Source organism: Flaviflexus huanghaiensis (assembly GCF_014118685.1).
GTDB lineage: Bacteria > Actinomycetota > Actinomycetes > Actinomycetales > Actinomycetaceae > Flaviflexus > Flaviflexus huanghaiensis.
In genome coordinates, this window is record NZ_JACFAK010000005.1 from 97,490 (window position 1) to 119,915 (window position 22,426).

Below are 22,426 nucleotides of genomic sequence, written 5' to 3' on the forward strand. Positions count from 1 at the left end.
ATGGCACAGGCAAAAGGCGTCACGTGGGACACGGTGAAACTGGCACCGGTAGTCCTCATCAAATCGAAAGAGGACGCGCTTGCGGACCGCGCCTGGGAGTCTCTCGTCGGTCAGGCCCGACGCGTCGATCCAGAGGTTGACGTCGTGAAACTCGACTCACTGTCGTACGGTGCGGGCGATCTTGCTGTCCTGGCCAGCCCATCTCTGTTCGGGGGAGCAAAGATTTGCCTCATCGGCGATCTCGAAAACATGGGAGAGGAACTCCAGACTGACCTCCTCGAGCTTATCGCGCACCCCAGCCCCGACCTGTTTCTTGTCGGCGTCCGCAACGGCGGCAACAGGGGCGCGAAAGTTTTCACCGCATGTGAACAGGCAGGCTTTCCCGTTGTCACGATCGGCGAGGTCAAGTGGGACAGCGACAAACTCGCACTTCTCACATCGGATGCTCGGCGAGCGAATCGTGCGTTGACGGATGAGGCGGCCCATGCTTTGGTTGCGAGTCTCGGAAATGACGTGCGCGAGATGCTCGCCGCCCTGCGGCAGCTCTTCAGTGACGTCGAGGGCACCATCGGTGAGCAGCATGTGCGGACGTACTTCGGTAGCAGGGTCGAGGCAGACGGCTTCGAGATCGCGGACGCCCTGATCGCAGGCAACACCGGTCGGGCACTGCAGCTCTTGCGGCATGCGCTCGCGACTGGCACGTCAGAAGTGCTCATCATCGCGAACCTCGCGTGGAAGTTCCGCCAGCTCGCACAAGTCTCAACCTCGACGGGCCGTGACGGGCACGATGTCACCATTTCCGGCAGCCCACATCAGATCAGAGCGGCCCGCAACAGCCTTCGGTCGTGGTCGGATGCGGCTCTTGCCGGTGCGATAACCGCGATCGCCCAAGCCGACGGTGACGTTAAAGGTTTCCGAGGCGAGTCCCATGACCCCGCGTACGCGGTCGAGCGGTGCCTCCGGCGGATCAGCGCTGCACGGCGCCTCTGACGAGAGCGACACGTTTTTTCCTCGCCTGTCGGATAGTTGTGTGCAACGTACGTCCGGCGACCGGATCGGGTTCACTAGTTGCCAGAAACGGCCTCACAGCGTCGTGCGGACCATGTGAAGGCAAGAAAAATGGCGGCACGATGTGCCGCCACCCTTCCTTGTGCTGACTAGGCGTCGATAGACGAGACAGCCTTCGCAAGCTTGGACTTGCGCGTCGCCGCCTGGTTCTTGTGGATAACGCCCTTCGAAACGGCCTTATCGAGCTTACGACCGGCAACCTTCAGCGCTGCGTCGGCCTCTTCCTTGTCGCCAGCGGTGACGGCGGTACGGACCTTGCGCACGTACGTCTTCAGCTCAGCCTTGTACGCCTGGTTACGGATGCGGCGCTTCTCGTTCGTGAGGTTACGCTTCTTTTGCGACTTAATGTTTGCCACGTTCTCAATTCTTTCGTCATACGGATGCGAATATCTGCTCGGTCAGTGAGGGCTCCGCCATGACCGGGACTGGGGCGTGGGGCACCCCGTGGAGTGGTCGGTGGCTTACGACCTGCGTATCGACCGGATAGCAAGTCCGATCCACGACTTTATCAGCTAGCCGCGATGAATCGAACTGATTGCCCGCGCCACATGTGTGAACCTCGTCTTATCGAGGCGACCGCCCTCCCGGCGGATCGAGTCCTTGTGGGCGATGAGAAGACGGTCGATCCTCACATCTGACGGACGGCCCTCCCTGTCCCAGTCGCCGGTGCCGATATCGACCCAGCGGCGGCCAAGATGGTCTTCGCGGCTCGCGCCAACACCAGGCGCCACGTGATCTTGGGACGTCATTTGTGCGAAGACGACAGCGTCGCCGAGGCGGGCGAGAACGAGCACCGGACGGTCCTTGCCCTGTGTCGGATCGTCCTCGTATGGCACCCATGTCCACACGACTTCTCCGGGATCCGCGTCCCCATCGGGAGAGGGATCGTAGGAAAAGGACGCCCTGCCGTGCAGTGCTGGGGAGTATTCGACTGCCTCGTCGTCCGGTCCCGGAAGGACAGGCTTGCGTAAGGTACGTGCTGCTAGCGCTGAATCTCCGTCGGCCTCGTTGTCGGCCCAGACGTCACGAACGGCTTGGCGGGTCTGCGGCACAGTAGCGACGGACTTAGCAAAGCCGAATGCTCGATTAAGGAAGCTCACGGCTTCTACCGTAGACGTGCTACTCGGTATCTGACGAGTGGAGTGCGGTGCATCGAGCCCGACCCGCACGTGGTCGGCCTAGTCGTCACGCCGGTATCCCTCACTGCTGAAGAGAAGTTCGGTTAGCTCAACGTGAACCTCTTCTACCTTTGGAATGTCGTGCAACCGGAGCGGATTGTCAGCTGACGTCTCGAGAATGAGTGTACCGCAGCCGAAAATCCGGTCGATAAGGTCGTGCTCATAGGCGACGTTGGAGATTCGGGCGAGGGGAATATCGTGCCCGTTCTTCGCGATGATTCCGGTGCGGGTGATGATGCGTCGGGACGTGATTGTGTACGTGTCGGTTAGCCACCGTAGCCAGGGCACAATGACTTTCCAGACAGCAAGGACGACGGCGAGTGCGATAACCGCGTACGTGCCCCACGGCTGGACGGACTCGGGCATGAAGATGATCGCCACGACGACTGCGGCGACCAAGACAATGGCGAGAATGCCGGAGAGGAAGAGTTCCTTGACGTGGCTGTGCATGTGGCGGATGACGACTTCGTCCCGGCCCAGGTGCTTGCGAGGAAGGCCCATACGGTAATAGTGGCACAGCGACAGAGAAAGCGCCCAGCATTGTCGAGCTGAGGTTCAGGTGATAATCGCGGTGACGATGAGGAGAAGAAACCCGAAGGGACCCGCTAGAGCCGTCAGGATTCCGGAGACAATCGTTACCCGTAGGTCGTCTTTGAGGTAGGGAGCTTCGACTGTTCCGCCCGCAACCGCGATGGCGGCACGCTGCGCGGCATGTACCCGCGGCATGAAACGTGCGGTTCGCTGCGAGGCCTCGAAGGAGGCGTCCTGGAATCTTTGCCGGGCGTCATCCTCCGATAGCGTGCGGCCGTCTTGGGTCACGATCTCGGTGCCGACTGTCTGGCTCTGCAACTCCTCCAGCTCGTCAACATAGCGAGAGAGGCGCGCGAGCCGAATGCCGAAGACGAGGACCCCCATACCGAGGATCGCGCCGAGAACGAGGGGGACCCAGGCGCCGCTGTTGCCGTCCGCAACGGCGGAGACCGTCAGCCACAGGAGAAGGGCGATGAGGGCTCCGTTCACCCACACCATGAACTTGCCGGGCCCGCGAAGAAGGCGCACGAGGAGGGGAAGGAAGACGGATAGGGCACCGGGCAAAGCACTCATAGCTTCAGCATTCCAGAATTTGTGCGCGTCCTCGTGTGATCAATGCCCGGTCATCGCTGGGCGAACACGGCGAGAGAGGTCACGACATCTCGACCGTGGGATGAGGTCGCCGCGTGGGTAGACTGGTGCGGAGTATACGAAGGAGACACGTGTCCAACAATCCCACCCAGTCACTGCAGCCGGCGAACACGCCCGCTGACCGGTTGCGGAACTTCTGCATCATTGCACATATCGATCATGGCAAGTCGACCCTTGCCGATCGGATGCTCCAGCTCACCGGCATCGTCGATGAGCGTGCGATGCGCGCCCAGTACCTCGACCGGATGGACATCGAGCGCGAACGCGGAATTACGATCAAGTCGCAGGCCGTGCGGATGCCGTGGACTGTTGACGGGAACGACTACGCGCTCAACATGATCGATACCCCCGGACACGTCGACTTCTCCTACGAGGTCAGCAGATCTCTCGCGGCCTGCGAGGGCGCCATTCTGCTTGTTGATGCTGCGCAGGGCATTGAAGCGCAGACCCTGGCCAACCTTTATATGGCTCTCGAGAACGACCTGACGATCGTGCCTGTCCTCAACAAGATTGATCTTCCTGCCGCGCAACCCGAGAAGTACGCGGAGGAGCTCGCTTCCCTCATCGGCGGCGAGCCGGAGGACTGCCTACGGGTGTCGGGTAAGACTGGGGCGGGTGTCTCGGACCTGCTCAACCGAATCGTCGGTGAGATTCCTGCCCCTGTCGGTGACCCGGATGCTCCCGCGCGGGCAATGATTTTTGACTCCGTCTACGACGCCTACCGCGGAGTCGTCACGTATGTGCGGGTGAAGGATGGCAGGTTCACACCGCGTACCAAGGTGACGACGATGTCGACCGGCACGAGTCACGAGTTGCAGGAGATCGGCGTCATCTCGCCCGAGGCGAAGCCCTCGGCGGGTCTTGGGGTCGGTGAGGTCGGCTACCTCATCACGGGCGCAAAGGATGTTCGCCAGACCCGCGTCGGCGACACTGTAACGCTGACGGCTCGGCCGGCGAAGGAGCAGTTGCCCGGCTACGTTGAACCGAAGCCCATGGTGTTCTCCGGCATCTACCCGATCGACGGCTCGGATTTTCCCGCGCTCCGCGAGGCGCTCGACAAACTCCAGCTCAACGACGCCGCCCTCACATTTGAACCCGAGTCATCCGCGGCTCTCGGGTTCGGTTTCCGATGCGGATTCCTTGGCCTCCTCCATCTCGAGATCATCCGTGAGCGTCTCGAGCGGGAATTCGGGATCGATCTCATTGCGACCGCCCCTTCAGTTATTTACACGGTCCGGACTGACGATGATCAGACGGTCGAGGTGACGAATCCGTCGGAGTTCCCTGACGGGAAATTGGCGGAGATTTCGGAACCGATGGTGCAGGCGACGATCCTCACGCCCTCTGATTACATCGGCGCTGTCATGGAGCTGTGCCAGGACCGTCGCGGCTCGATGGGTGGTATGGACTACCTGTCTGAAGACCGAGTAGAGATGCATTATCGCCTTCCACTTGCCGAGATCGTCTTCGACTTCTTCGACCAGCTCAAGTCGAAGACTCGCGGTTACGCATCGCTCGACTATGACATGGACGGGCAGGAGTCCGCCGACCTCGTCAAGGTCGATATTCTCCTCAACCATGAAAAGGTGGATGCGTTCTCCGCGATCGTCCATCGTGACAAGGCGTATGCCTACGGCGTTGACATGACTGGCAAGCTCAGGGGTCTTATCCCACGCCAGCAATTCGAGATTCCGATCCAAGCCGCCGTCGGATCCCGCGTCATAGCCCGCGAGACCATCAAGGCACTGCGGAAGGACATGCTCGCCAAGTGCTACGGAGGCGATATCTCCCGCAAGCGGAAGCTCCTAGAGAAGCAAAAGGAGGGCAAGAAGCGCATGAAGAACATCGGCAGGGTCGAGGTTCCTCAGGAAGCGTTTGTCGCCGCCCTCACGTCCGAGCAGCCGTCGGCGAAATGAAGTGGCTCGTCCTCGCTCTCGTCATCCTCATTGTCTTCATCATCGTGAGACGGTCATGTCCACCCTCTGAAAGGTAGCTGCCCGTCGCTGTCGGTCATGTTCATCACCGGCACCGCTAGAGTGAAATCATGCGTGTCACCCACATTTGTACAGTTTCGGAGCTGACCCCGGTCGACATGGGCCGGGTCGGCGTCACGGCAATTGATAAGCGCCCGGTCGACGGACCGATCAGTGTCGGCACCTACGGACTGTGGGGCGACGTCCAAGCGGATCGGGCGAATCACGGCGGCATCGATAAGGCCGTCTACGCCATGTCGAATGCGGAGATGCGGTGGTGGGAACAGCAGCTTGGAGAGGAACTTGCCCCTGGCGTGTTCGGTGAAAATCTGCGTGTTGATGGGGATGTCGACGACATTATTATTGGAACAAGGCTCCGCTTCGGCACAGCACTTCTCGAAGCGACCGGCTGTCGAACTCCGTGCAGAACGTTCGAGTGGTGGCGCGGCGAAGAGGGCTGGATCAAGAGGTTCATCGCTCGCGGTCGCCCGGGAACCCACTTTCGGGTCATCGAGCCCGGCCATGCGCAGGCGGGGGACCGGCTCGAGGTTCTGACAGTGCCGACGCACGGAGTTTCCGCCGGACGGTGGTTCCGGGAACGCCCGGCACCAGCACCCGCCCTCATCGACGCCCATGACCGCGGTGAGATCACACTCGCCTCCTACATCATCAAGCACATGCCGACTGAACTCAGGGACGCTATGGCGACAGACAAGCAGGTATTGTGAGCGGGCACCGCAGGATCACGAGCTTCACCCCGCGTGGGGGTCGTATTCCCGACCGGCAGAAGCGAACCCTCGAGCGACACGGCGACACATTCATCATCGCCGGCCCGATGGATGGGTACACGCTCCTTGAGGCACCGAATCTGGAGGAGTCGTTCGGCAGGAGTGCTCCCCTCATCGTTGAGATCGGTGCCGGGGCTGGCGACCAGATTGTTGCCCACGCGGCCCAACACCCCGAGAACAACTATCTTGCGTTCGAGGTGTGGTGGCCGGGCGTCGCATCCTCCGTGTCCCGGATTGTCCGTGAAGGTGTGACGAACGTGCGGTTGCTCTCGGCCGACGCTGTTCTCGCCCTTCCTCTCTTGTTTGGACCGAACCCCAAACCGCGTGAGGTGTGGACGTTCTTCCCCGACCCGTGGCCGAAGGCACGGCACCACAAGAGACGTATGGTCACACCGGACTTTGCCCGCATCATCGCCGATATTCTGCCCCCGGATAGTGTGTGGCGACTCGCCACCGACTGGGACGACTACGCATGGCAGATGAGGGACGCTATCGCAGCCGTTTCCGACCTCGTGAACCCGCACGCGGGCGAGAGAATCGACAGCGATGATCCTGCCGAGGCAGGCATTGCCGGCGGATTCGCTCCGCGCTGGGAGGGCCGAATCATTACCCGCTTTGAGACACGCGGCCTCGCCGAAGGCCGGCGCATTCACGACCTGGAGGTGCGTCGTGCCGGACCTGCCTGACGGAGAGAGGGCTCCCGAAGACGGTCGTCTTCCCGATATTTCGATGGACCGTCCGCTGTCGGCCTATGTCCACGTGCCCTTCTGCGAGGTCCGGTGTGGCTACTGCGACTTCAACACGTACACATCTGACGAACTTGGCCCGGGCGCCACTCCTCAGGAATACGACGGCGAGCTTCTTAAGGAGATCGCTCTTGCGGGTGACGTTCTCGACGGGGGCCGCCCGCTTGAGACGGTGTTCTTTGGCGGCGGCACTCCCACATATCTCGACGCATCACAGCTCACTCACATCCTCGGCGTACTCGAGATGGTGTTCGGCTTCGAGCCCGGTGCCGAAATCACGACCGAGGCAAATCCGGAAACCGTGGATCGGGACTACGTGCAGGAGCTTCGAGACGCTGGCTTTACTCGTGTGTCGGTCGGCATGCAGTCCGCAGTGCCCCACGTGCTCGCGACCCTCGATAGGCTGCACACGCCGGAGCGCGTGCCGCGCGTCATCGAGTGGGCGCGCGACGTCGGCCTCTCGTGCTCACTCGACCTCATCTATGGCACCCCTGGCGAGTCGCTCGACGATTGGCAGACATCTCTGGCCGAGGCAATCGCAATGGATCCGGACCACATCTCGGCTTACGGCCTCGGCATTGAACCGGGAACGAAGATGGGGCAACAGGTGCGACGCGGCGTCCTCCCCGATACTGACCCCGATGATCTCGCTGCGAAGTATGAGATCGCCGACGAGATGCTATCTGCGGCCGGATACACCTGGTACGAGGTTTCCAACTGGTCGAAGCCCGGCCACGCTGCCCGCCACAACCTCGCCTATTGGCGGGGGAACAACTGGTGGGGCTTCGGCCCGGGCGCCCATTCCCACATCAACGGCACCCGGTTCTGGAACGTCAAGCACCCGCGAGCGTGGGCCCAGCGGCTCAACTCAGGAGTGTCTCCCGCGGCCGCTCGGGAAGTGCTGAGCGAGCAGGAGCGGGCCGAGGAGCAGATCATGCTCGGAATCCGGCTCGCTGAGGGACTCCCGTTAACCGCCGGAATCCTTCGACAAGACGCAAGCATCGACCCGGTCGACCTTGCCCAGCGACGGCACAAAACGATGCTCCTCGCCGCCGACGGTCTGCTGCGAAGCGATCAGTTGGCGCGTAGCCGAATGGTGCTGACTTTGCGTGGGCGGCTTCTTGCGGACACCGTTATCCGCCAGCTGTGGGACTAAGACACGCGACCTAGATCAGTGGCAGAGCGCCAGCCTGGTGCACGCCTGTCGGTCGTGCACCAGGCAACGGCGTGCGCTCAGCTTGCCGCGAGGATGTCATCCACTGCGGCGTACCCGAATGTGATGCCTTGGCCGATCGTTGCGCCAGCGCCGGGGTACACCCCGCCGAAAGCATTGGCGGCAGCGTTGCCAATCGCATAGAGACCGTCCACGGTCGCGCCATCCGTGTTGTAGACGCGGCCCTTCCCGTCGGCCCGCAGGCCGCCGCAGGTCCCAAGATCACCAGGGATGACCTTGATGGCGTAGTACGGGCCCTCTTCTGACAGAGGACGCAGGTTGGGATTCGGTGTGTTTGTCGGGTCGCCGTAGTAGCGATCGTAAGCAGTCTTGCCACGTCCGAAATCATCATCCGTGCCCTGTGCCGCCAGCACATTGAAGCGCGCGACGCCACCCGGCAGGTCGTCCGTACCGATCTTCTTCCCAAGCTCGTCGATGGTGTCGGCCGAGACGGCAATGCCCGCGTCGAACCATTCCTTCGGGATGGCCATACCGGGCATCTTGACTCCACCCATGACGTACGACTTGACGTACTTCTCGTCGACAACCATCCATGCTGGCAGGTGCGGTGGCTCGCCATCGTCGATGCCGAGCATCTGCTCGCCGGCGGTCATGTAGTTGATCGACTCGTTGAAGAATCGATGGCCGGTCGAGTCGACGATGAGGGAGCCGGGAAGAGAACGCTCAGCGAGGAGCACGATCGGGCCTGATCCCGGCTTGATTTCTGGGATCGCCGGGAACCACCATGCCTTGTCGAGAAGATCGAGGTCGAGACCGTGCTTGTGGGCGAGATCGATCGTGTCACCCGTATTGCCGGGTGCACCGAACTGCCAGCCGTCATCGATCACCTCGGACTGGTATTCCCGCCGCTTGCTCAGATCCCTGTCGAAGCCGCCGGCAGCGAGAATGACACCGCGATTGGCCTTGACGCGGACTTCTTGCCCGTCGTGGTTGACGATGACTCCGACAGCCCTGTCATCGTCGAGGACGAGATCGACGAGGGGAGTGGATCTCCACAGTTCAACCCCCGCCTTTTTCGCCGCGCTGTAGAGGCCAGCAGCGAGAGCCTTGCCGCTGGCCGTGTAGTCCTTCCCGAGTGCCATGCCACCGATGCCCTGAGCGATCCGCTTGGCGATCCTCGGTAGTGCCTTGCCAGGTTTACGTGCCATGAGGTTCATCCATCGGAAGTCGCCGCCCGTGATCGGCATCGGCACGGGCGCCGACAGGTTGCCCGACATAATGAGGTCCTTGTCATCACCGAGCGTGTTCAAGTCGAACGGAGAAGGCTCGACCGATCTGCCGCCGCTCGAGCCACCGGGTTCGTCGGAGAAGTAATCCGCGTACTCCATCATCGCCTCGAGCCTGAGATCTGTGTTCTTGAGGATCGCATCGACACTCTTTGCCGCGTAGTCCAGGTGGGTCTGCCAGCGGGACTCAGGCGACGTGTCGCCGACGATCGTCCGCAGGTATCTCTCTGCGCGTTCGCGGGTGTCCTTCATCCCTGCTTCACGCACGACGCGGTTGCCTGGCATCCACAAGCCGCCACCGGACAGCGCTGTCGAGCCGCCGAAGCGGCTTTCCTTCTCAACAACCAGTGTCGATAACCCCTGCTTCTGGGCCATAAGCGCCGCGAAAAGGCCGGTGCCGCTGCCGACAACGACGACATCATAGGTATGGTTCCACGTATTCATTCATGACTCCTCAGAATCGTTCGTACGCTGAAAATGTGATGGTGATCAACTTTATCGGCGATGTGAACAGCAGTCCAGGTGAGAACTGTCCGCCCGTGGAGATCGACTCGAGCCTACTGAGGAGTCCGATTCCGCAGGCAGGTGACCTGTCGTCGAGAGCGTCAGTTGTGAGTGAGAAAGTCGATGAGCTCCTCTACCCGGCCGAGTAGCGAGGGTTCGAGGTCGCGCCAGTCACGCACGCGGGCAAGGATCTTCGACCAGCCAATCCCGATGTCCTCGACACTGCTGTGCGGCAGTCCGAGAGCCGCGAGAGTGCCGGCCTTGATATCGGTGCCCTTGGGGATATGGGGCCATGCGCCGAGCCCAACCCGGGCAGGCTTAATCGCCTGCCACACGTCAACGTAAGGGTGGCCGAGGACAAGAACATGCTCGTTCCCGTACTCGGCGAGAGCTTCATCGACAAGCCGCCGCTCCTTTGTCCCGGGAAGGAGGTGGTCGACAAGAACGCCAGCTCGGCGGCCCGGTCCCGGCTCGAAGGTCGCAAGCATCTCCATCAGCCTGTCCACTCCGGCGAGCTCTTCAACGGCGATGCCCTCGAGCCGTAGATCTTCGCCCCACACGCGATCGATGAGTTGCCAGTCATGTCTGCCTTCGACCCACATACGGGAAGGAAGCATAACCGCTGGCTTCGCTGCGACCTTGATCGATCCTGACGCGGTCCGCTCCGGTTCGGACGACACTCGCGTTTTCTGCGGCGGGGTGATGTTGACCGGCTCGCCGTCGATCCAGAAGCCGGGGCCAAGGGGGAACCGGCGGCGCACCCCGCCACGGCCTTCGAGGGTCATGAGCATCTCGCCGGCGACCTTCGACACGGCAACGACCTCTCCGACGAAGCCGGACTCGACATCCTCGAGAAGAAGGCCTGTCGAGGCCGGCACGTCTCGTTGAACCCGGAGGCGTCCTGGCCTGGGGGAGCCGAGGACGTCCCGCCCATATCTGTCAGCTGATCGCGAAGCACACACCTGTCCAGGGTAGGCATTATCGGCATTCTTGCGTAGAATTAGCACTCGGGTATGTCGAGTGCAAGAAAGGGGGATGGTGTGCGAAGCGAAGAAAGACGATTGAAAGTGCTGCAGGCCATCGTCCATGACTACGTGCAGACCCGCGAACCCGTCGGGTCGCGGACAATCGCCGAACGTCACGGCTTCGATGTGTCGTCGGCGACGATCAGGAACGACATGGCGGCACTCGAAGAGGTCGGCCTCATTCACCAGCCCCATACCTCGGCGGGGCGCGTTCCGACTGACCGCGGTTACCGAACCTTTGTTGATTCAATTTCCCAGGTCAAGCCTCTGTCGACCGCTGAAAAGCGAGCGATCGAGACGTGGCTTGAGGGAGCAGCCGATCTTGACGATGTCGTCATGCGTGCGAGCAGACTGCTGGCCCAGCTCACGAAGCAGGTTGCTGTCGTCCAATACCCGATACGCCGACGGAGCGCTGTCCGCCATATCGAGTTAGTGCCGATCTCGGCTCATCACACGTTCCTTATTGTTATCGCGGACTCAGGTGCTGTTGAACAGCGGAACCTCGACGTCAGCCTGACGGACGAGCAGGCGACCGACATATCGAGCCGCCTCAACGCGGTCTTCGTCAACAGGGCTGCCCACGAGATCTCTGAGGACGCTCTCGGCGACGTTGCGCCAGCCGAACGTGGGCCTCTCGGCGCCATCGTTGCGGTCCTCAAGGACATCATGACGGATGAGGCGGAGGAGCGGATCGTCATGGCCGGAACCGCTAATCTCGCCCGCACCGATATCGATTTCGCGCACACCATCACCCCCGTGCTCGAAGCGCTCGAGGAGCAGGTCGTCCTTCTTCGGTTGTTTGCCGAGTTGACCGGCGACCTTGCGATCACGATCGGTTCGGAGAACAATGACGAGGGCCTCTCCGAGACCTCCGTCGTCACATCCAGCTACGGGTCGAGCGGCACAGCCCGTCTCGGCATCGTGGGCCCAACCCGCATGGACTACCCGGTGGCTATGGTGAGCGTGCGGGCTGTCGCTCGTTACCTGACCAGGATCCTCGGCTCCTAAAGTTCATCTCCACCAACTAGAAAGAATTGGCGTCAGTGGCTGACTACTACGACATTCTCGGCGTGTCCCGAAGCGCAACGTCGGATGAGATCAAACGCGCGTACCGCAAGAAGGCACGCAAGCTACACCCGGATGTTGCCGGGCCGGACAGCTCTGAAGAGTTCAAGGCGGTGACAGCCGCATACGATGTCCTCTCCAACGACGAGAAGCGTCGGCTTTACGACATGGGTGGCGAGCAGGCTGTCCGTAACGGTGGAGCGCCGGGTGGCTTCGGCGGATCCTTCCAAGACATTTTCGACACGTTCTTCGGCGGGGCAACAGCAGCCCGCGGGCCCGTGCCACGCGGCAGGCGCGGCCAGGACGCGCTCGTTCCGATCGAGGTCGAGCTGCGGGACGCAGTCTTTGGACTTGAGACCGACATCACTGTCGAAACCGCGGTGCGCTGCACGACCTGTGACGGCACCTGCACGCGCGATGGGCGGCCGCCGCAGACGTGTACCGCCTGTGGCGGGACCGGCTCGATCCGTAAGGTGACGAACTCGTTCCTCGGTCAAGTCATGTCGACGACGTCCTGCGGCGTGTGTCAGGGCCACGGCACCGTCATCACCGACCCGTGCCTCGACTGTGCTGGCGAAGGCCGGGTGCGCGCAACCCAGACTCTCAACGTTCGCATCCCCGCCGGTATCGAGGATGGGATGAGAATCCGCATGGCGGGCAGGGGCGAGGTCGGTCCCGCTGGTGGTCCGCAGGGCGACCTCTTCATCGAGGTCCACGTCGCCGAGCACCCGCAGTTCACGCGCCACGGTGACGATCTCGTATGCGAGCTAGAAATCCCGATGACAGCGGCCGCACTTGGTACGACGATGACGATTGAATCCTTCGATGGCCCGGAGGAGATCGAGATCGAGCCCGGCACGTCCGCTGGCGTGTCCCTGCGGGTTCGGGGCAAGGGTGTCGGCAGGCTTCACCGCTCCGACCGCGGTGACCTCGTCATCAACCTTCACGTCCTCACCCCCTCGAGGCTGTCGAGCCGCGAGAAGGAGCTGTTGCGTGAGCTTGCCGAGATCCGGGGCGAGACCGATCCCGATGCCAGCCTTGTGTCGGACAGTCCGTCGGTCTTTTCACGCTTCCGGGACCGCTTCCTGTGACCCTGCCGGTCTATTTCGATCCCGATGTGGGTGAAGCTGCAGGGTCGTCAATCGAATTGGCGGGCGCCGAAGCCCATCACGCACATGTCAAGAGAACCCGGCCGGGTGACCACATTGACATTGTCAACGGTCGCGGCACCCGAGTCACCGTCGAGGTTACGAGCATCACCCCCGCCCTTGTGAGAGGCACAGTGATCGCCCGCACCGACGATGACACACCGCCGAACCCGATTACTCTTGTCCAGGCGCTGGCAAAGGGCGGCAGGGATGAGGCCGCCATCGAATCGGCCGTCGAAGTCGGCGTTCTCGGCATTGTTCCATGGCAGGCCGACCGCTCGATCGTCCGCTGGAGCGGTCCGAAGGCCGTCAAGGGCCGGGACAAGTGGCAGCAGGTCGCGTTGGCCGCGATGAAGCAGTCCCGCCAAGCGCATCTTCCCTCTGTAGCCGCGCCCGTGACGACTGTCGGCCTCGCGGGAATGGTGCGAGCCGCTGTCGCCGCTGGCGGACGGGTCTTCATCTGTCATGAGACTGCGAGCGAGCCACTCTCGGCCCGCGCAATCGACGGTTCTGGGCCGCTATGGATCATCGTTGGGCCAGAAGGCGGCATAAGCGATCCCGAGCTCTCAGCGCTCGTCGATGCCGGTGGTGAGCCAGTATTGCTCGGCCGGTCGGTGCTCCGCTCCGGTACTGCGGGAACCGTGGCGGCTACCGTGCTCCAGGTGACTAGCGGGCATTGGCGCTAGACTGGCGCCCAACAAGGAAGGCAGCACGTGACGATACAGGTTCTCAACGTCCCGGACGATGTTCCCCTCATCAACCTCCTCGGCCACCGAGATGAGGTCTTGCGGGCTTTGGAAAAGGGGCTCGCGCCCGCAGTCGTTCATGTGCGTGAGCGGGAGATCACGATCAGCGGGGACGAGGGGCCCGTTGCGCTGGCCGCCTCGCTACTGCGCGAACTCATCGACGTCGTTCGCAGCGGCACTGCTCTCACAGTCGACTCGGTTCAGCGGGCCATTAGCATCACGAAAGAGGGCCTCGCTGCGGCAAGCGATATTCTCACGACCGACATCCTCTCGAACCGCGGCAAGACAATCCGTCCGAAGACCGTGGGCCAAAAGAGCTACGTCGATGCGATCGACGACAACACGATCGTTTTCGGTATTGGCCCCGCAGGCACAGGCAAGACGTACCTTGCGATGGCGAAGGCAGTCGTCGCGCTCCAGCGCCGAGACGTGTCCCGGATCGTCCTCACCCGGCCCGCCGTCGAGGCAGGGGAGTCCCTCGGATTCCTGCCGGGTACGCTGACCGACAAGATCGACCCGTACCTGCGGCCGCTCTACGACGCACTGCACGATATGCTCGACTCGGAGGCGATTCCGAAGCTTATTGCCGCCGGCACGATCGAGGTTGCCCCGCTCGCGTACATGCGCGGACGCACTCTCAACGACGCGTTCATCATCCTCGATGAAGCTCAGAACACGACGCCGGAACAGATGAAGATGTTCCTCACGCGGCTCGGTTTCGGCTCGAAGGCCGTCATCACGGGGGATGTCACCCAGGTGGATCTTCCCGGCAGTACCCAGTCGGGACTGCGAGTCGTGCGCCGCATTCTCACCGATATCGAGGACCTCGCATTCATCGAGTTAACGAGCGCAGATGTCGTGCGACACAGACTGGTCGGCGACATCATCGATGCGTACGACAGGTGGGGCGCCGAACACCCAGAGACCGACAATCGCAGGAGGCGGCGTTGATCGAATACGCGGACGAGTCCGGCTTCGAGCCGACGATCGACGGAGAAGAGGTCGTCGAACTCGCGCGCTATGTTCTTGACGAGATGCGTATCCATCCCGGAGCGGACCTGTCAGTCACTCTCGTCAGCGAGTCCGTCATGTCCGACCTGCACGTCAAGTGGATGGACGAAGAAGGACCCACGGACGTCCTGTCCTTCCCAATGGACGAGGTGCGGCCCCCGCCTGCCGGCCACGAACCTGTCGAGGGGCTACTCGGCGACGTCGTTGTTTGTCCCACCGTCGCGGCTCAGCAGGCAAGGCAGGCGGGCCATGCGACGATTGAGGAAGTCCTTCTCCTCGTCACCCACGGCATCCTCCACGTTCTCGGATATGACCATGCGACCCCAGAGGAGGAAAGGGAGATGTTTGGGCTGCAGCGGAAGCTGTTGCTCGGGTTCCTCGCGACACGCTCATGACCGCGATGATCGATGAGGTGCCGGAGCTTCCGGTTATCCTCACCATCACACTCCTCGCCATCATCTCCGCAGTCACGGTCATGGCTGACTCGGCACTCCTCCGCATCACGCGCACCGAGGCCGCTGAGGCGTTCGGAAGCGGAAAGAAGGGTGCGGGCCGAATCGCGTCGATCGTCGCTTCGAAGACGGCCGCCCGCGCCGGTCTTGCCATGTTGCGGACTGTGGCGGACATGATGGCCGGAGCCGGCGTTGCTCTCCTGCTCGCTGATTTGCTCGGCGCCTGGTGGCAGGTGGTGTTCGTTACCTTCGCCGTAGCCCTCGTGCTGTCTGTCCTCGTCGGTTTCTTCTCCCCGCGCAGGATCGGCTACCGACATCCCGTCACGGTGCTCCGCGCCATAGCCGTTCCCCTATCCGTGCTGACAACGATCTTCTCGCCCTTCGTCAAGAGAGATGAAGATGAGGAGGGCGACGATGATCTCGCGGTCATGGTCGAACGAATGGCCGAATCAGAAGAACTCGAAGACGAGGAACGGATCCTCCTGCAGTCCGTGTTTGACATGAGGGACACGATGGTTCGTGAGGTGATGGTGCCCCGAACCGACATGGTCACCGTTCACATGGACACGGATCTCGACTCGGCCCAAAGCCTCTTCGTCCGCTCGGGATACTCCCGCATTCCCGTCGTCGGCGACACTGTCGACGATGTTGCGGGTGTCCTCTATTCGAAAGACATTGTCCGACGCACACACCGGAGGCTCGACACCGACGAGCTCTCAGCAAAAGACGTTATGCGCGAGGCAGTCTTCATTCCTGAAATGAAGCCGGTCGACGATGTCCTGCACGACATGCAGGCGAACTACTTCCACATGGCGCTCGTCGTTGACGAGTATGGCGGGATCGCTGGCCTCGTCACCATCGAAGACCTTCTCGAAGAGCTCGTCGGCGAGATGGTCGACGAACACGACCAGGCAGCGCCCGAGGTCGAGCAGGTCGCGGACGGGGTCTACCGGGTGCCCGCACGCCTCCCGATCGACGAGCTCGGAGATCTTTTCGGCCTCGCCATCGAAGATGAGGACGTCGATACAGCGGGCGGTCTCCTGGCGAAGGGGCTCGGCCAGATACCGATCCTGGGCTCCGAGACAGATATTCTAGGACTGCACCTCGTCGCAGAACGCTTCGAGGGGCGCCGTAAACGACTTGCCACTCTCATCGCCAGCCTGGAGCAGCAATGAGCGACCTAGGAGGAGCCATGACTCGAGCCGGTTTCGTCAGCCTTGTCGGCAGACCCAACGCGGGCAAATCGACGCTCACGAACGCGCTCGTTGGCGAGAAGGTTGCGATCACGTCCGCCCGGCCACAGACGACCCGTCGCGTCATCCGCGGCATCGTTAACCGTGAGGGGGGCCAGGTCATCCTCGTCGACACTCCCGGTATGCACAGGCCGCGAACGCTTCTTGGGGAGCGGCTCAATGACCTCGTCCGCCAAACCCTCGGCGACGTCGACCTTGTTGCCCTGTGTCTGCCCGCGAATGAACAGCTCGGTCCCGGGGACGCGTACCTGCTCGAGGAGATCAGGAGATCAGGGACCCCCGCCATCGCCATCGTCACCAAGGCGGATCTCGTGACGAAAGAACAGCTTGCCGAGCACCTGACGAAAGTTGCCGGGTTCGCCGACTTCACGGAGATCATCCCAGTCTCTGCCACAACGGGTGACAACGTCGCCCGCCTGGCCGATGTGCTCGTGTCTCTCATGGACGAATCTCCGATCCTCTATCCGGAGGGGGAGACGATCGATGAGCCGGAGCGGATCGTCGTCGCCGAACTCATCCGCGAAGCAGCCCTCGAGGGCGTGCGTGATGAACTGCCGCATTCGATCGCGGTCCTCGTCGAGGAAATGAATGAGCGCCCGCAGCGGAAGGGCGACAAGAGGCCCCCGCTCATCGACATCCATGCCGATCTCTATGTCGAGCGTGACTCTCAGAAGGGCATCGTCATCGGTGCGAAGGGTGCTCGACTCCGGGAGGTCGGCATCGCTGCTCGCGAGGAGATCGAGAAGCTTCTCGCCTGCCGCGTTTATCTCGACATTCACGTGCGGGTCGCGAAAGAGTGGCAGCGGGACCCCAAGCTTCTGCGGCGTCTGGGCTTCTAGTGCGCGACGTGCGTCATCCGAGGCTGGTGGCGACGATCATCGTTGTCCTCCTCCTTGGCATGTGGGGCACAGTCGCCGGGCCGGGATGGTCGCCCGATCCGTACCTCAATCAGATCATCCCGGACACCTCCGATACGGCGATCGGTTCCTCTGTCCGCACCGATCCGCCCCGGACCTACGAAGTTGCGAGCGAGGTCCACTCTCTCGAGAGCGATGCTGGACCAATCAATGTGACGGTGCGCCGCCCCCTCGGCAAGGAGACCCCGAGTCCCGCTGTCGTCTTCATGCATGGGACGGGGACGTACCTGCACACGGCGTTCACCCAGCACGCAACCGTCCTCGCGAGCGCGGGAATCGTCACCCTTGTTGGGGACAAGCCGCTCGACTCCTATTCGACGACGGAGCGGGACTATGGGGAGCTCGCATCCGCCTACCGGGACCAGTGGGAGTGGCTTCGGGAGCTTGACGGTGTCGACGAGAACGAGGTCGGTGTCTATGGCGAATCGGAAGGCGCGTTTATCGCACCCATGGTCGCAGCGGCCGAGCCGGAGGTCGCTTTCGTCGTTCTCGTCTCATCCCCTGTCGTTCCCATCCGCCAACAGGGTGCCCTCGCCGCCGACACGTATCTTAGACAGATGAGAGTGCCCGAACAGCTCCTCCAGGCGATACCCCGCCTCATCGGCGGGGAACTTCCTGGCGGTTTTGACTACATCGACTTCGATGTCGGTCCGTACCAAGAGCAGATCACCCAGCCCGTTCTCATCCTCTACGGAACGGGAGACCTGTCAATGCCGGTCATTCAGGGAGCACAACAGATCATCGATGACATTGCGACCAACGGAAACACTGACTACACGTTGCGCTACTACGAAGGTGCCGACCATGGGCTGCGGGTTCTCGAGCGCGGCTCGCCGTCCCTGTCGCGGGTAGCGGCCGAAGACATCTCACGCTGGATCCTCGGCCTACCGGCCACCGCATCCGCAGATCCCCAGATCGCCGGCGCCCAACCGGTTCAGCACTTCACGGCGGAGGAGCCGGGAACACCCCGGTGGTATGCGTCGGGTGCGGCGCCGATCATCATCCTCATCGTCGGACTCACTCTCACCGTGTTCGGATTCCTGGCCGGACTGGTTGGCCAGATCCGCGTGCAGAAAGCGCCACTTCTTGACCTGCGCGGCACGTCGCGCCCCCTCATCCAAGCAGGTGCATCTGTTGTCATCGCGTGGGCAGTCTTTGTCTGGTACTTGCTGGCAATTGCGGACCTGGCGCTGTCCTACCAGACCGACGCCCTCATCGTGCGCGGGGGGTGGCTCGTCTGTCAGATCGTCGCGATCATCGCCGCAGGCATGGTTGTGAGGCTCATCTACTCCTGGTTACGGGCGCGCCCGCTCACCGGCTTCCCCCACGTTGTCCTCGTCTCCTCGATCCTTGGCCTCACAACGCTCCTCGCAGCCCTGGCCTACTGGAACGTCTATCCCTCCCTCCTGACGGCGCTGTGATGGCAGAGACATTCGCAAGCGACGCGCAGATCGTGACCGGGTTCGCGACTGCGATCGGACATGTCCGCACGCGCCAGGAGGACCGTCTTCTCGTCGCACCTCCGATCATCGCCGTGGCTGACGGGATGGGCGGGCTTGATGCGGGCGATGTCGCGGCAGAGAAGATGATCGGCGAGCTCGAGTCACTGAACCTTGACGGGAGCACGGCTGGAGCGAGAGCGGAGATCAAGAGAGCGATTTCCCGAGCAGAACGCGCCATCGGTCCCGCGTCCGGGACGACTGTTGTCGGTGCCGTCCTCGGACTTGCGACCGCGAAACACTCCTGGCTTGTGTTCCACGTGGGCGATTCGCGGATGTACTCGTACGTGGATGGGCAGCTCGAGGCGCTCACGACTGACCATTCGCTCGTCCAAGAGCTCGTCGACACGGGCGTGCTCAGCCGTGAAGAGGCCCGCTACGACCCGCGCCGCGCCATCGTCACACGAGCTGTCGGTGCCTCGATTTGTTCCGAGCCCGCATTCCGCCACGTCGATGCTGAGGGCTGTATTCTCCTCGCGTGTTCGGACGGGATCACCGATGAGCTGTCGGAGTGGGAGATCGAGGACATTATGGGTGGCGGCGGTAGTCTCGACGACGTCGCCCAGACCCTCGTTGACGCGGCTTTGGATGCAAGCGGCAGCGACAACGCAACTGCCATCCTCGCCAGGGCGTTTGTCTAGTGCGCTGACCTGTTTCCCCTACTATCGGATCATGACAGTTTCGATCGAATTCGTCGGCGAATGGTACACCGTCAACCCGAACGAGCCGTTCCTCATCGGGCGGGAGGGTCCCCTCGAGCTCGACGACAACCCGTACCTCCATCGGAGGTTCCTCACCATCAGCTTCGTTGACGCACTGTACTGGATCGAGAACGTCGGTTCGCGGCTGACCGCGACACTCGCTGACAAGGACGGAGCGACGCAGGCATATCTCGCGCCCGGGGCGCGGATACCGATCGTCTACGCGCAGACGCTTCTCCTGTTCACGGCGGGGCCCACGACGTATGAGATGACGATCTTCAACGATGATCCGCCCTATCTTCCCGCTCATACCGCTCACGGCGACGACACGGGCGAGACGACGATCGGCCCTGTCGAGCTGACGCCCTCCCAGCTCCTCCTCATCCTTGCTCTTGCCGAGCCGGTGTTGACCGGCAGGGGAACGACGTCGTCAATCCCGTCATCCCAGCAAGCTGCGGAGAGGCTGGGATGGCCGCTCACGCGTTTCAACCGCAAGCTTGACCACGTGTGTGAACGACTGACCCGCCACGGTATACGGGGACTGCATGGCGGCCCTGGCAAGCTTGCTGTCAACCGCCGCGCCCGCCTTGTCGAGCATGCGGTCGCCACCCGTCTCGTCACAGCCGAGGATCTCTACCGGCTCGACGATCCCTCGCTCTACGACGACGCGGGCTGATGTCAGGAGCGCTCGGACGCTGACCGGAGAGGGCGGCTCCCTCGCGACGCACGCGTGCCCGTCATGCGAGACACATCGGTGCCAGGTTCGCGGATAATCGCGGGCAGGTCGTACACTGTGGCCATGCGTTCACTCCTGCTTAGTCGCCGCGGCGAGGCCTGATCCGACCGGCCCCTCACCGCGGAGTCACGGCGCGCCGGTCCCCGTCACGAAGCGAAGCAGGACACAGTGAAAACGTCAGGACCTCAAAACCACCAACGACCTTCGACCATGCCGTTCGAGAAGTACCGGCCCTTCCTCGACACGAATCCCGTATCCCTGCCGGATCGGCAGTGGCCCGGCAAGAGGATCGAGAAGGCTCCGCGCTGGCTCTCGACCGATCTGCGGGACGGCAATCAGGCCCTTATCGAGCCAATGGATCCCGCCCGCAAGCGCGCCATGTTCGATCTGCTCGTGAAAATCGGCTACAAGGAGATCGAGATTGGTTTCCCGGCTGCGTCAAAGACGGACTGGGACTTCGTCCGCTCTCTCGTCGAGGATGACGCGGTGCCCGAGGATGTGACCGTCTCTGTTCTCACGCAGGCGCGCACCGATCTCATTAACCGCACGATTGACGCGCTCGAAGGGTTCCCGCGCGCCAACGTCCACCTCTACAACGCGACCGCTCCGGTGTTCCGACGGGTCGTGTTCGGCAACGACCGCGAAGCGACGAAACAGCTCGCGATCAGAGGCACCCGCGATGTTATCGACTACATGGAGAAGACACTCGGCGACGACATGATCGTCGGATACCAGTATTCGCCGGAAATCTTCGTCGACACTGAGCTTGAGTTCGCCCTCGAGGTGTGTGAGGCGGTCATGGACGTGTGGCAGCCGGCAGATGATCGCGAGATCATCCTCAACCTGCCCTCCACGGTCGAACGGTCCACCCCGAACGTGTACGCCGACCAGATCGAGTGGATGAGCAGGAACCTGTCGCGACGGGAATTCGTCGTGCTCTCCGCCCACAACCACAATGATCGGGGCACCGGAGTCGCGACAACGGAGCTCGCCATGCTTGCTGGCGCTGACCGGATCGAAGGATGCCTGTTTGGACAGGGTGAGCGGACCGGCAACGTCGACCTCGTCACCGTCGGCCTCAACCTCTACACGCAGGGCATCGACCCCCAAATCGACTTCTCTGACATCGACGACATCAAGTCCGTTGTCGAGTATTGCACGCGGATGGAGGTCCCGGCCCGCATGCCCTACGTTGGCGACCTTGTCTATACGTCCTTCTCCGGTTCGCACCAGGATGCGATCAAGAAGGGCTTTGAGGCGCGCCGGAAGAAGATCGCGGAAACCGGCGACGTCACGTGGGAGCTTCCCTACCTGCCGATCGACCCAGCCGACCTCGGCCGCTCCTACGAGGCCGTCGTCCGTGTCAATTCCCAGTCTGGCAAGGGCGGTGTCGCCTACCTCCTGTCGACAACGAAGAACCTCGACCTGCCGCGCCGTCTGCAGATCGAGCTGTCGGCGATCGTTAAGGACCACACAGACGAGTCCGGGGGAGAGGTGACCGCCGACGAGCTGTGGCATATCTTCGCCGACGAGTACCTGCCCGCGTCCGAAGTTGCCGGTCTTGAACCCTGGGGCCATTACGCCCTGCGCGGCATGTCGCTATCATCCGGTGAAGGGGCGCGATCCGAGCTCACCGTCACCATCACCGTCGGCGGCGAGGACCGGGTTATTTCCGCGTCCGGCAACGGACCGATCGACGCATTCGTCGCCGCCATCGCGCAGCTCGGTCACCGCGTTCACGTTCTCGATTACGCCGAGCACGCCCTGTCCGAGGGTGGGGACGCAACTGCGGCCGCCTACATTGAGGCCGACATCGACGACAAAATTCTCTGGGGCGTTGGCATCGACCCGTCAACTATCAATGCATCCTTCAAGGCTCTCATCTCCGCTCTCAACCGCACACGCCGCTGAGCGTCGGACCCTGCGGACGGAGCCTTCACCACCCACGAGGATCCTCCGCGGCGCACGGTAACA

22 protein-coding genes are annotated in these 22,426 nt (G+C 62.4%); 16 read left to right on the top strand and 6 right to left on the bottom strand.

Annotation, left to right across the window (positions count from 1 at the left end):
* Positions 1 to 990, top strand: a complete 990-nt coding sequence (gene holA / locus H7E91_RS05205; protein WP_182354039.1) for a DNA polymerase III subunit delta — start codon at positions 1 to 3, stop codon at positions 988 to 990.
* 167 nt (positions 991 to 1,157) lie between these two features.
* Here holA and rpsT read toward each other — a convergent pair whose 3' ends face one another.
* From rpsT to H7E91_RS05225, 4 genes are all read right to left on the bottom strand, one after another.
* Positions 1,158 to 1,424, bottom strand: coding sequence for a 30S ribosomal protein S20 (gene rpsT / locus H7E91_RS05210; protein WP_182354040.1), 267 nt, complete (start codon positions 1,422 to 1,424; stop codon positions 1,158 to 1,160).
* Positions 1,425 to 1,580: 156 nt separating this feature from the next.
* Complete coding sequence (locus H7E91_RS05215; protein WP_338401735.1) at positions 1,581 to 2,168, bottom strand: type II toxin-antitoxin system PemK/MazF family toxin; 588 nt, start codon at positions 2,166 to 2,168, stop codon at positions 1,581 to 1,583.
* A gap of 78 nt (positions 2,169 to 2,246) precedes the next feature.
* Positions 2,247 to 2,747: a PH domain-containing protein gene (locus H7E91_RS05220; RefSeq protein ID WP_182354041.1), complete on the bottom strand. Its 501-nt coding sequence runs from the start codon at positions 2,745 to 2,747 to the stop codon at positions 2,247 to 2,249.
* A 54-nt stretch (positions 2,748 to 2,801) separates the two neighbouring features.
* Positions 2,802 to 3,350, bottom strand: a complete 549-nt coding sequence (locus H7E91_RS05225; RefSeq protein ID WP_182354042.1) for a hypothetical protein — start codon at positions 3,348 to 3,350, stop codon at positions 2,802 to 2,804.
* Positions 3,351 to 3,499: 149 nt separating this feature from the next.
* On the opposite strand from H7E91_RS05225, the gene lepA reads away from it, so the two are divergent.
* From lepA to hemW, 4 genes are all read left to right on the top strand, one after another.
* Positions 3,500 to 5,344 carry a translation elongation factor 4 gene (gene lepA / locus H7E91_RS05230; RefSeq protein ID WP_338401736.1) on the top strand — a complete coding sequence of 615 codons (1,845 nt, stop codon included), beginning with the start codon at positions 3,500 to 3,502 and terminating at the stop codon, positions 5,342 to 5,344.
* 128 nt (positions 5,345 to 5,472) lie between these two features.
* Positions 5,473 to 6,129, top strand: a complete 657-nt coding sequence (locus H7E91_RS05235; RefSeq protein ID WP_182354043.1) for an MOSC domain-containing protein — start codon at positions 5,473 to 5,475, stop codon at positions 6,127 to 6,129.
* The gene (gene trmB, locus H7E91_RS05240) at positions 6,126 to 6,875 is read left to right on the top strand and encodes a tRNA (guanosine(46)-N7)-methyltransferase TrmB (RefSeq protein ID WP_338401737.1); all 750 of its coding nucleotides are present in this window, start codon (positions 6,126 to 6,128) and stop codon (positions 6,873 to 6,875) included. Before H7E91_RS05235 ends, trmB begins: the two co-directional genes overlap by 4 nt.
* Positions 6,859 to 8,091 (top strand): radical SAM family heme chaperone HemW, encoded by a 1,233-nt coding sequence (gene hemW, locus H7E91_RS05245; protein WP_182354044.1) that lies wholly within the window; start codon positions 6,859 to 6,861, stop codon positions 8,089 to 8,091. The genes trmB and hemW overlap by 17 nt, the downstream gene beginning before the upstream one ends.
* 77 nt (positions 8,092 to 8,168) lie before the next feature.
* On the opposite strand, the gene H7E91_RS05250 is transcribed toward hemW, so the two are convergent.
* The gene (locus tag H7E91_RS05250; protein ID WP_182354045.1) at positions 8,169 to 9,839 is read right to left on the bottom strand and encodes an FAD-dependent oxidoreductase; all 1,671 of its coding nucleotides are present in this window, start codon (positions 9,837 to 9,839) and stop codon (positions 8,169 to 8,171) included.
* Between the two features lie 161 nt (positions 9,840 to 10,000).
* Complete coding sequence (locus tag H7E91_RS05255) at positions 10,001 to 10,777, bottom strand: DUF3097 family protein (protein ID WP_422111032.1); 777 nt, start codon at positions 10,775 to 10,777, stop codon at positions 10,001 to 10,003.
* 183 nt (positions 10,778 to 10,960) lie between these two features.
* Here H7E91_RS05255 and hrcA point away from each other — a divergent pair, with 183 nt between their 5' ends.
* The 11 genes from hrcA to leuA all read left to right on the top strand — a co-directional run bounded on the left by hrcA (position 10,961) and on the right by leuA (position 22,363).
* Complete coding sequence (gene hrcA / locus H7E91_RS05260) at positions 10,961 to 11,932, top strand: heat-inducible transcriptional repressor HrcA (RefSeq protein ID WP_338401739.1); 972 nt, start codon at positions 10,961 to 10,963, stop codon at positions 11,930 to 11,932.
* Between the two features lie 35 nt (positions 11,933 to 11,967).
* Entirely contained in the window at positions 11,968 to 13,080 is a 1,113-nt protein-coding gene (gene dnaJ, locus H7E91_RS05265; RefSeq protein ID WP_182354048.1) for a molecular chaperone DnaJ, read from the top strand.
* Positions 13,077 to 13,823 carry a 16S rRNA (uracil(1498)-N(3))-methyltransferase gene (locus H7E91_RS05270; protein ID WP_338401740.1) on the top strand — a complete coding sequence of 249 codons (747 nt, stop codon included), beginning with the start codon at positions 13,077 to 13,079 and terminating at the stop codon, positions 13,821 to 13,823. The genes dnaJ and H7E91_RS05270 overlap by 4 nt, the downstream gene beginning before the upstream one ends.
* 27 nt (positions 13,824 to 13,850) lie before the next feature.
* Positions 13,851 to 14,834, top strand: coding sequence for a PhoH family protein (locus H7E91_RS05275; RefSeq protein WP_182354050.1), 984 nt, complete (start codon positions 13,851 to 13,853; stop codon positions 14,832 to 14,834).
* The gene (gene ybeY / locus H7E91_RS05280) at positions 14,831 to 15,289 is read left to right on the top strand and encodes an rRNA maturation RNase YbeY (protein WP_182354051.1); all 459 of its coding nucleotides are present in this window, start codon (positions 14,831 to 14,833) and stop codon (positions 15,287 to 15,289) included. Before H7E91_RS05275 ends, ybeY begins: the two co-directional genes overlap by 4 nt.
* Entirely contained in the window at positions 15,286 to 16,521 is a 1,236-nt protein-coding gene (locus tag H7E91_RS05285; protein ID WP_182354052.1) for a hemolysin family protein, read from the top strand. Before ybeY ends, H7E91_RS05285 begins: the two co-directional genes overlap by 4 nt.
* Before the next feature lie 17 nt (positions 16,522 to 16,538).
* Entirely contained in the window at positions 16,539 to 17,438 is a 900-nt protein-coding gene (era, locus tag H7E91_RS05290) for a GTPase Era (RefSeq protein ID WP_182354053.1), read from the top strand.
* Between the two features lie 8 nt (positions 17,439 to 17,446).
* Entirely contained in the window at positions 17,447 to 18,937 is a 1,491-nt protein-coding gene (locus H7E91_RS05295) for a prolyl oligopeptidase family serine peptidase (RefSeq protein ID WP_182354054.1), read from the top strand.
* A complete protein-coding gene (locus H7E91_RS05300; protein ID WP_182354055.1) occupies positions 18,937 to 19,656 on the top strand; it encodes a PP2C family protein-serine/threonine phosphatase in 720 nt (239 codons plus the stop codon). The genes H7E91_RS05295 and H7E91_RS05300 overlap by 1 nt, the downstream gene beginning before the upstream one ends.
* A gap of 31 nt (positions 19,657 to 19,687) precedes the next feature.
* Complete coding sequence (locus H7E91_RS05305; protein WP_182354056.1) at positions 19,688 to 20,392, top strand: hypothetical protein; 705 nt, start codon at positions 19,688 to 19,690, stop codon at positions 20,390 to 20,392.
* Positions 20,393 to 20,662: 270 nt separating this feature from the next.
* Complete coding sequence (gene leuA / locus H7E91_RS05310) at positions 20,663 to 22,363, top strand: 2-isopropylmalate synthase (protein ID WP_182354057.1); 1,701 nt, start codon at positions 20,663 to 20,665, stop codon at positions 22,361 to 22,363.
* Positions 22,364 to 22,426 lie beyond the last annotated feature (63 nt).

Excerpts from the sequence above, each read along its gene's own strand:
- holA (WP_182354039.1), top strand. The coding sequence starts at position 1 with ATGGCACAGGCAAAAGGCGTCACGTGGGACACGGTGAAACTGGCACCG.
- H7E91_RS05220 (WP_182354041.1), bottom strand. The coding sequence starts at position 2,747 with ATGGGCCTTCCTCGCAAGCACCTGGGCCGGGACGAAGTCGTCATCCGC.
- H7E91_RS05225 (WP_182354042.1), bottom strand. The coding sequence starts at position 3,350 with ATGAGTGCTTTGCCCGGTGCCCTATCCGTCTTCCTTCCCCTCCTCGTG.
- H7E91_RS05235 (WP_182354043.1), top strand. The coding sequence starts at position 5,473 with ATGCGTGTCACCCACATTTGTACAGTTTCGGAGCTGACCCCGGTCGAC.
- H7E91_RS05250 (WP_182354045.1), bottom strand. The coding sequence starts at position 9,839 with ATGAATACGTGGAACCATACCTATGATGTCGTCGTTGTCGGCAGCGGC.
- H7E91_RS05285 (WP_182354052.1), top strand. The coding sequence starts at position 15,286 with ATGACCGCGATGATCGATGAGGTGCCGGAGCTTCCGGTTATCCTCACC.
- era (WP_182354053.1), top strand. The coding sequence starts at position 16,539 with ATGACTCGAGCCGGTTTCGTCAGCCTTGTCGGCAGACCCAACGCGGGC.
- H7E91_RS05300 (WP_182354055.1), top strand. The coding sequence starts at position 18,937 with ATGGCAGAGACATTCGCAAGCGACGCGCAGATCGTGACCGGGTTCGCG.
- H7E91_RS05305 (WP_182354056.1), top strand. The coding sequence starts at position 19,688 with ATGACAGTTTCGATCGAATTCGTCGGCGAATGGTACACCGTCAACCCG.
- leuA (WP_182354057.1), top strand. The coding sequence starts at position 20,663 with ATGCCGTTCGAGAAGTACCGGCCCTTCCTCGACACGAATCCCGTATCC.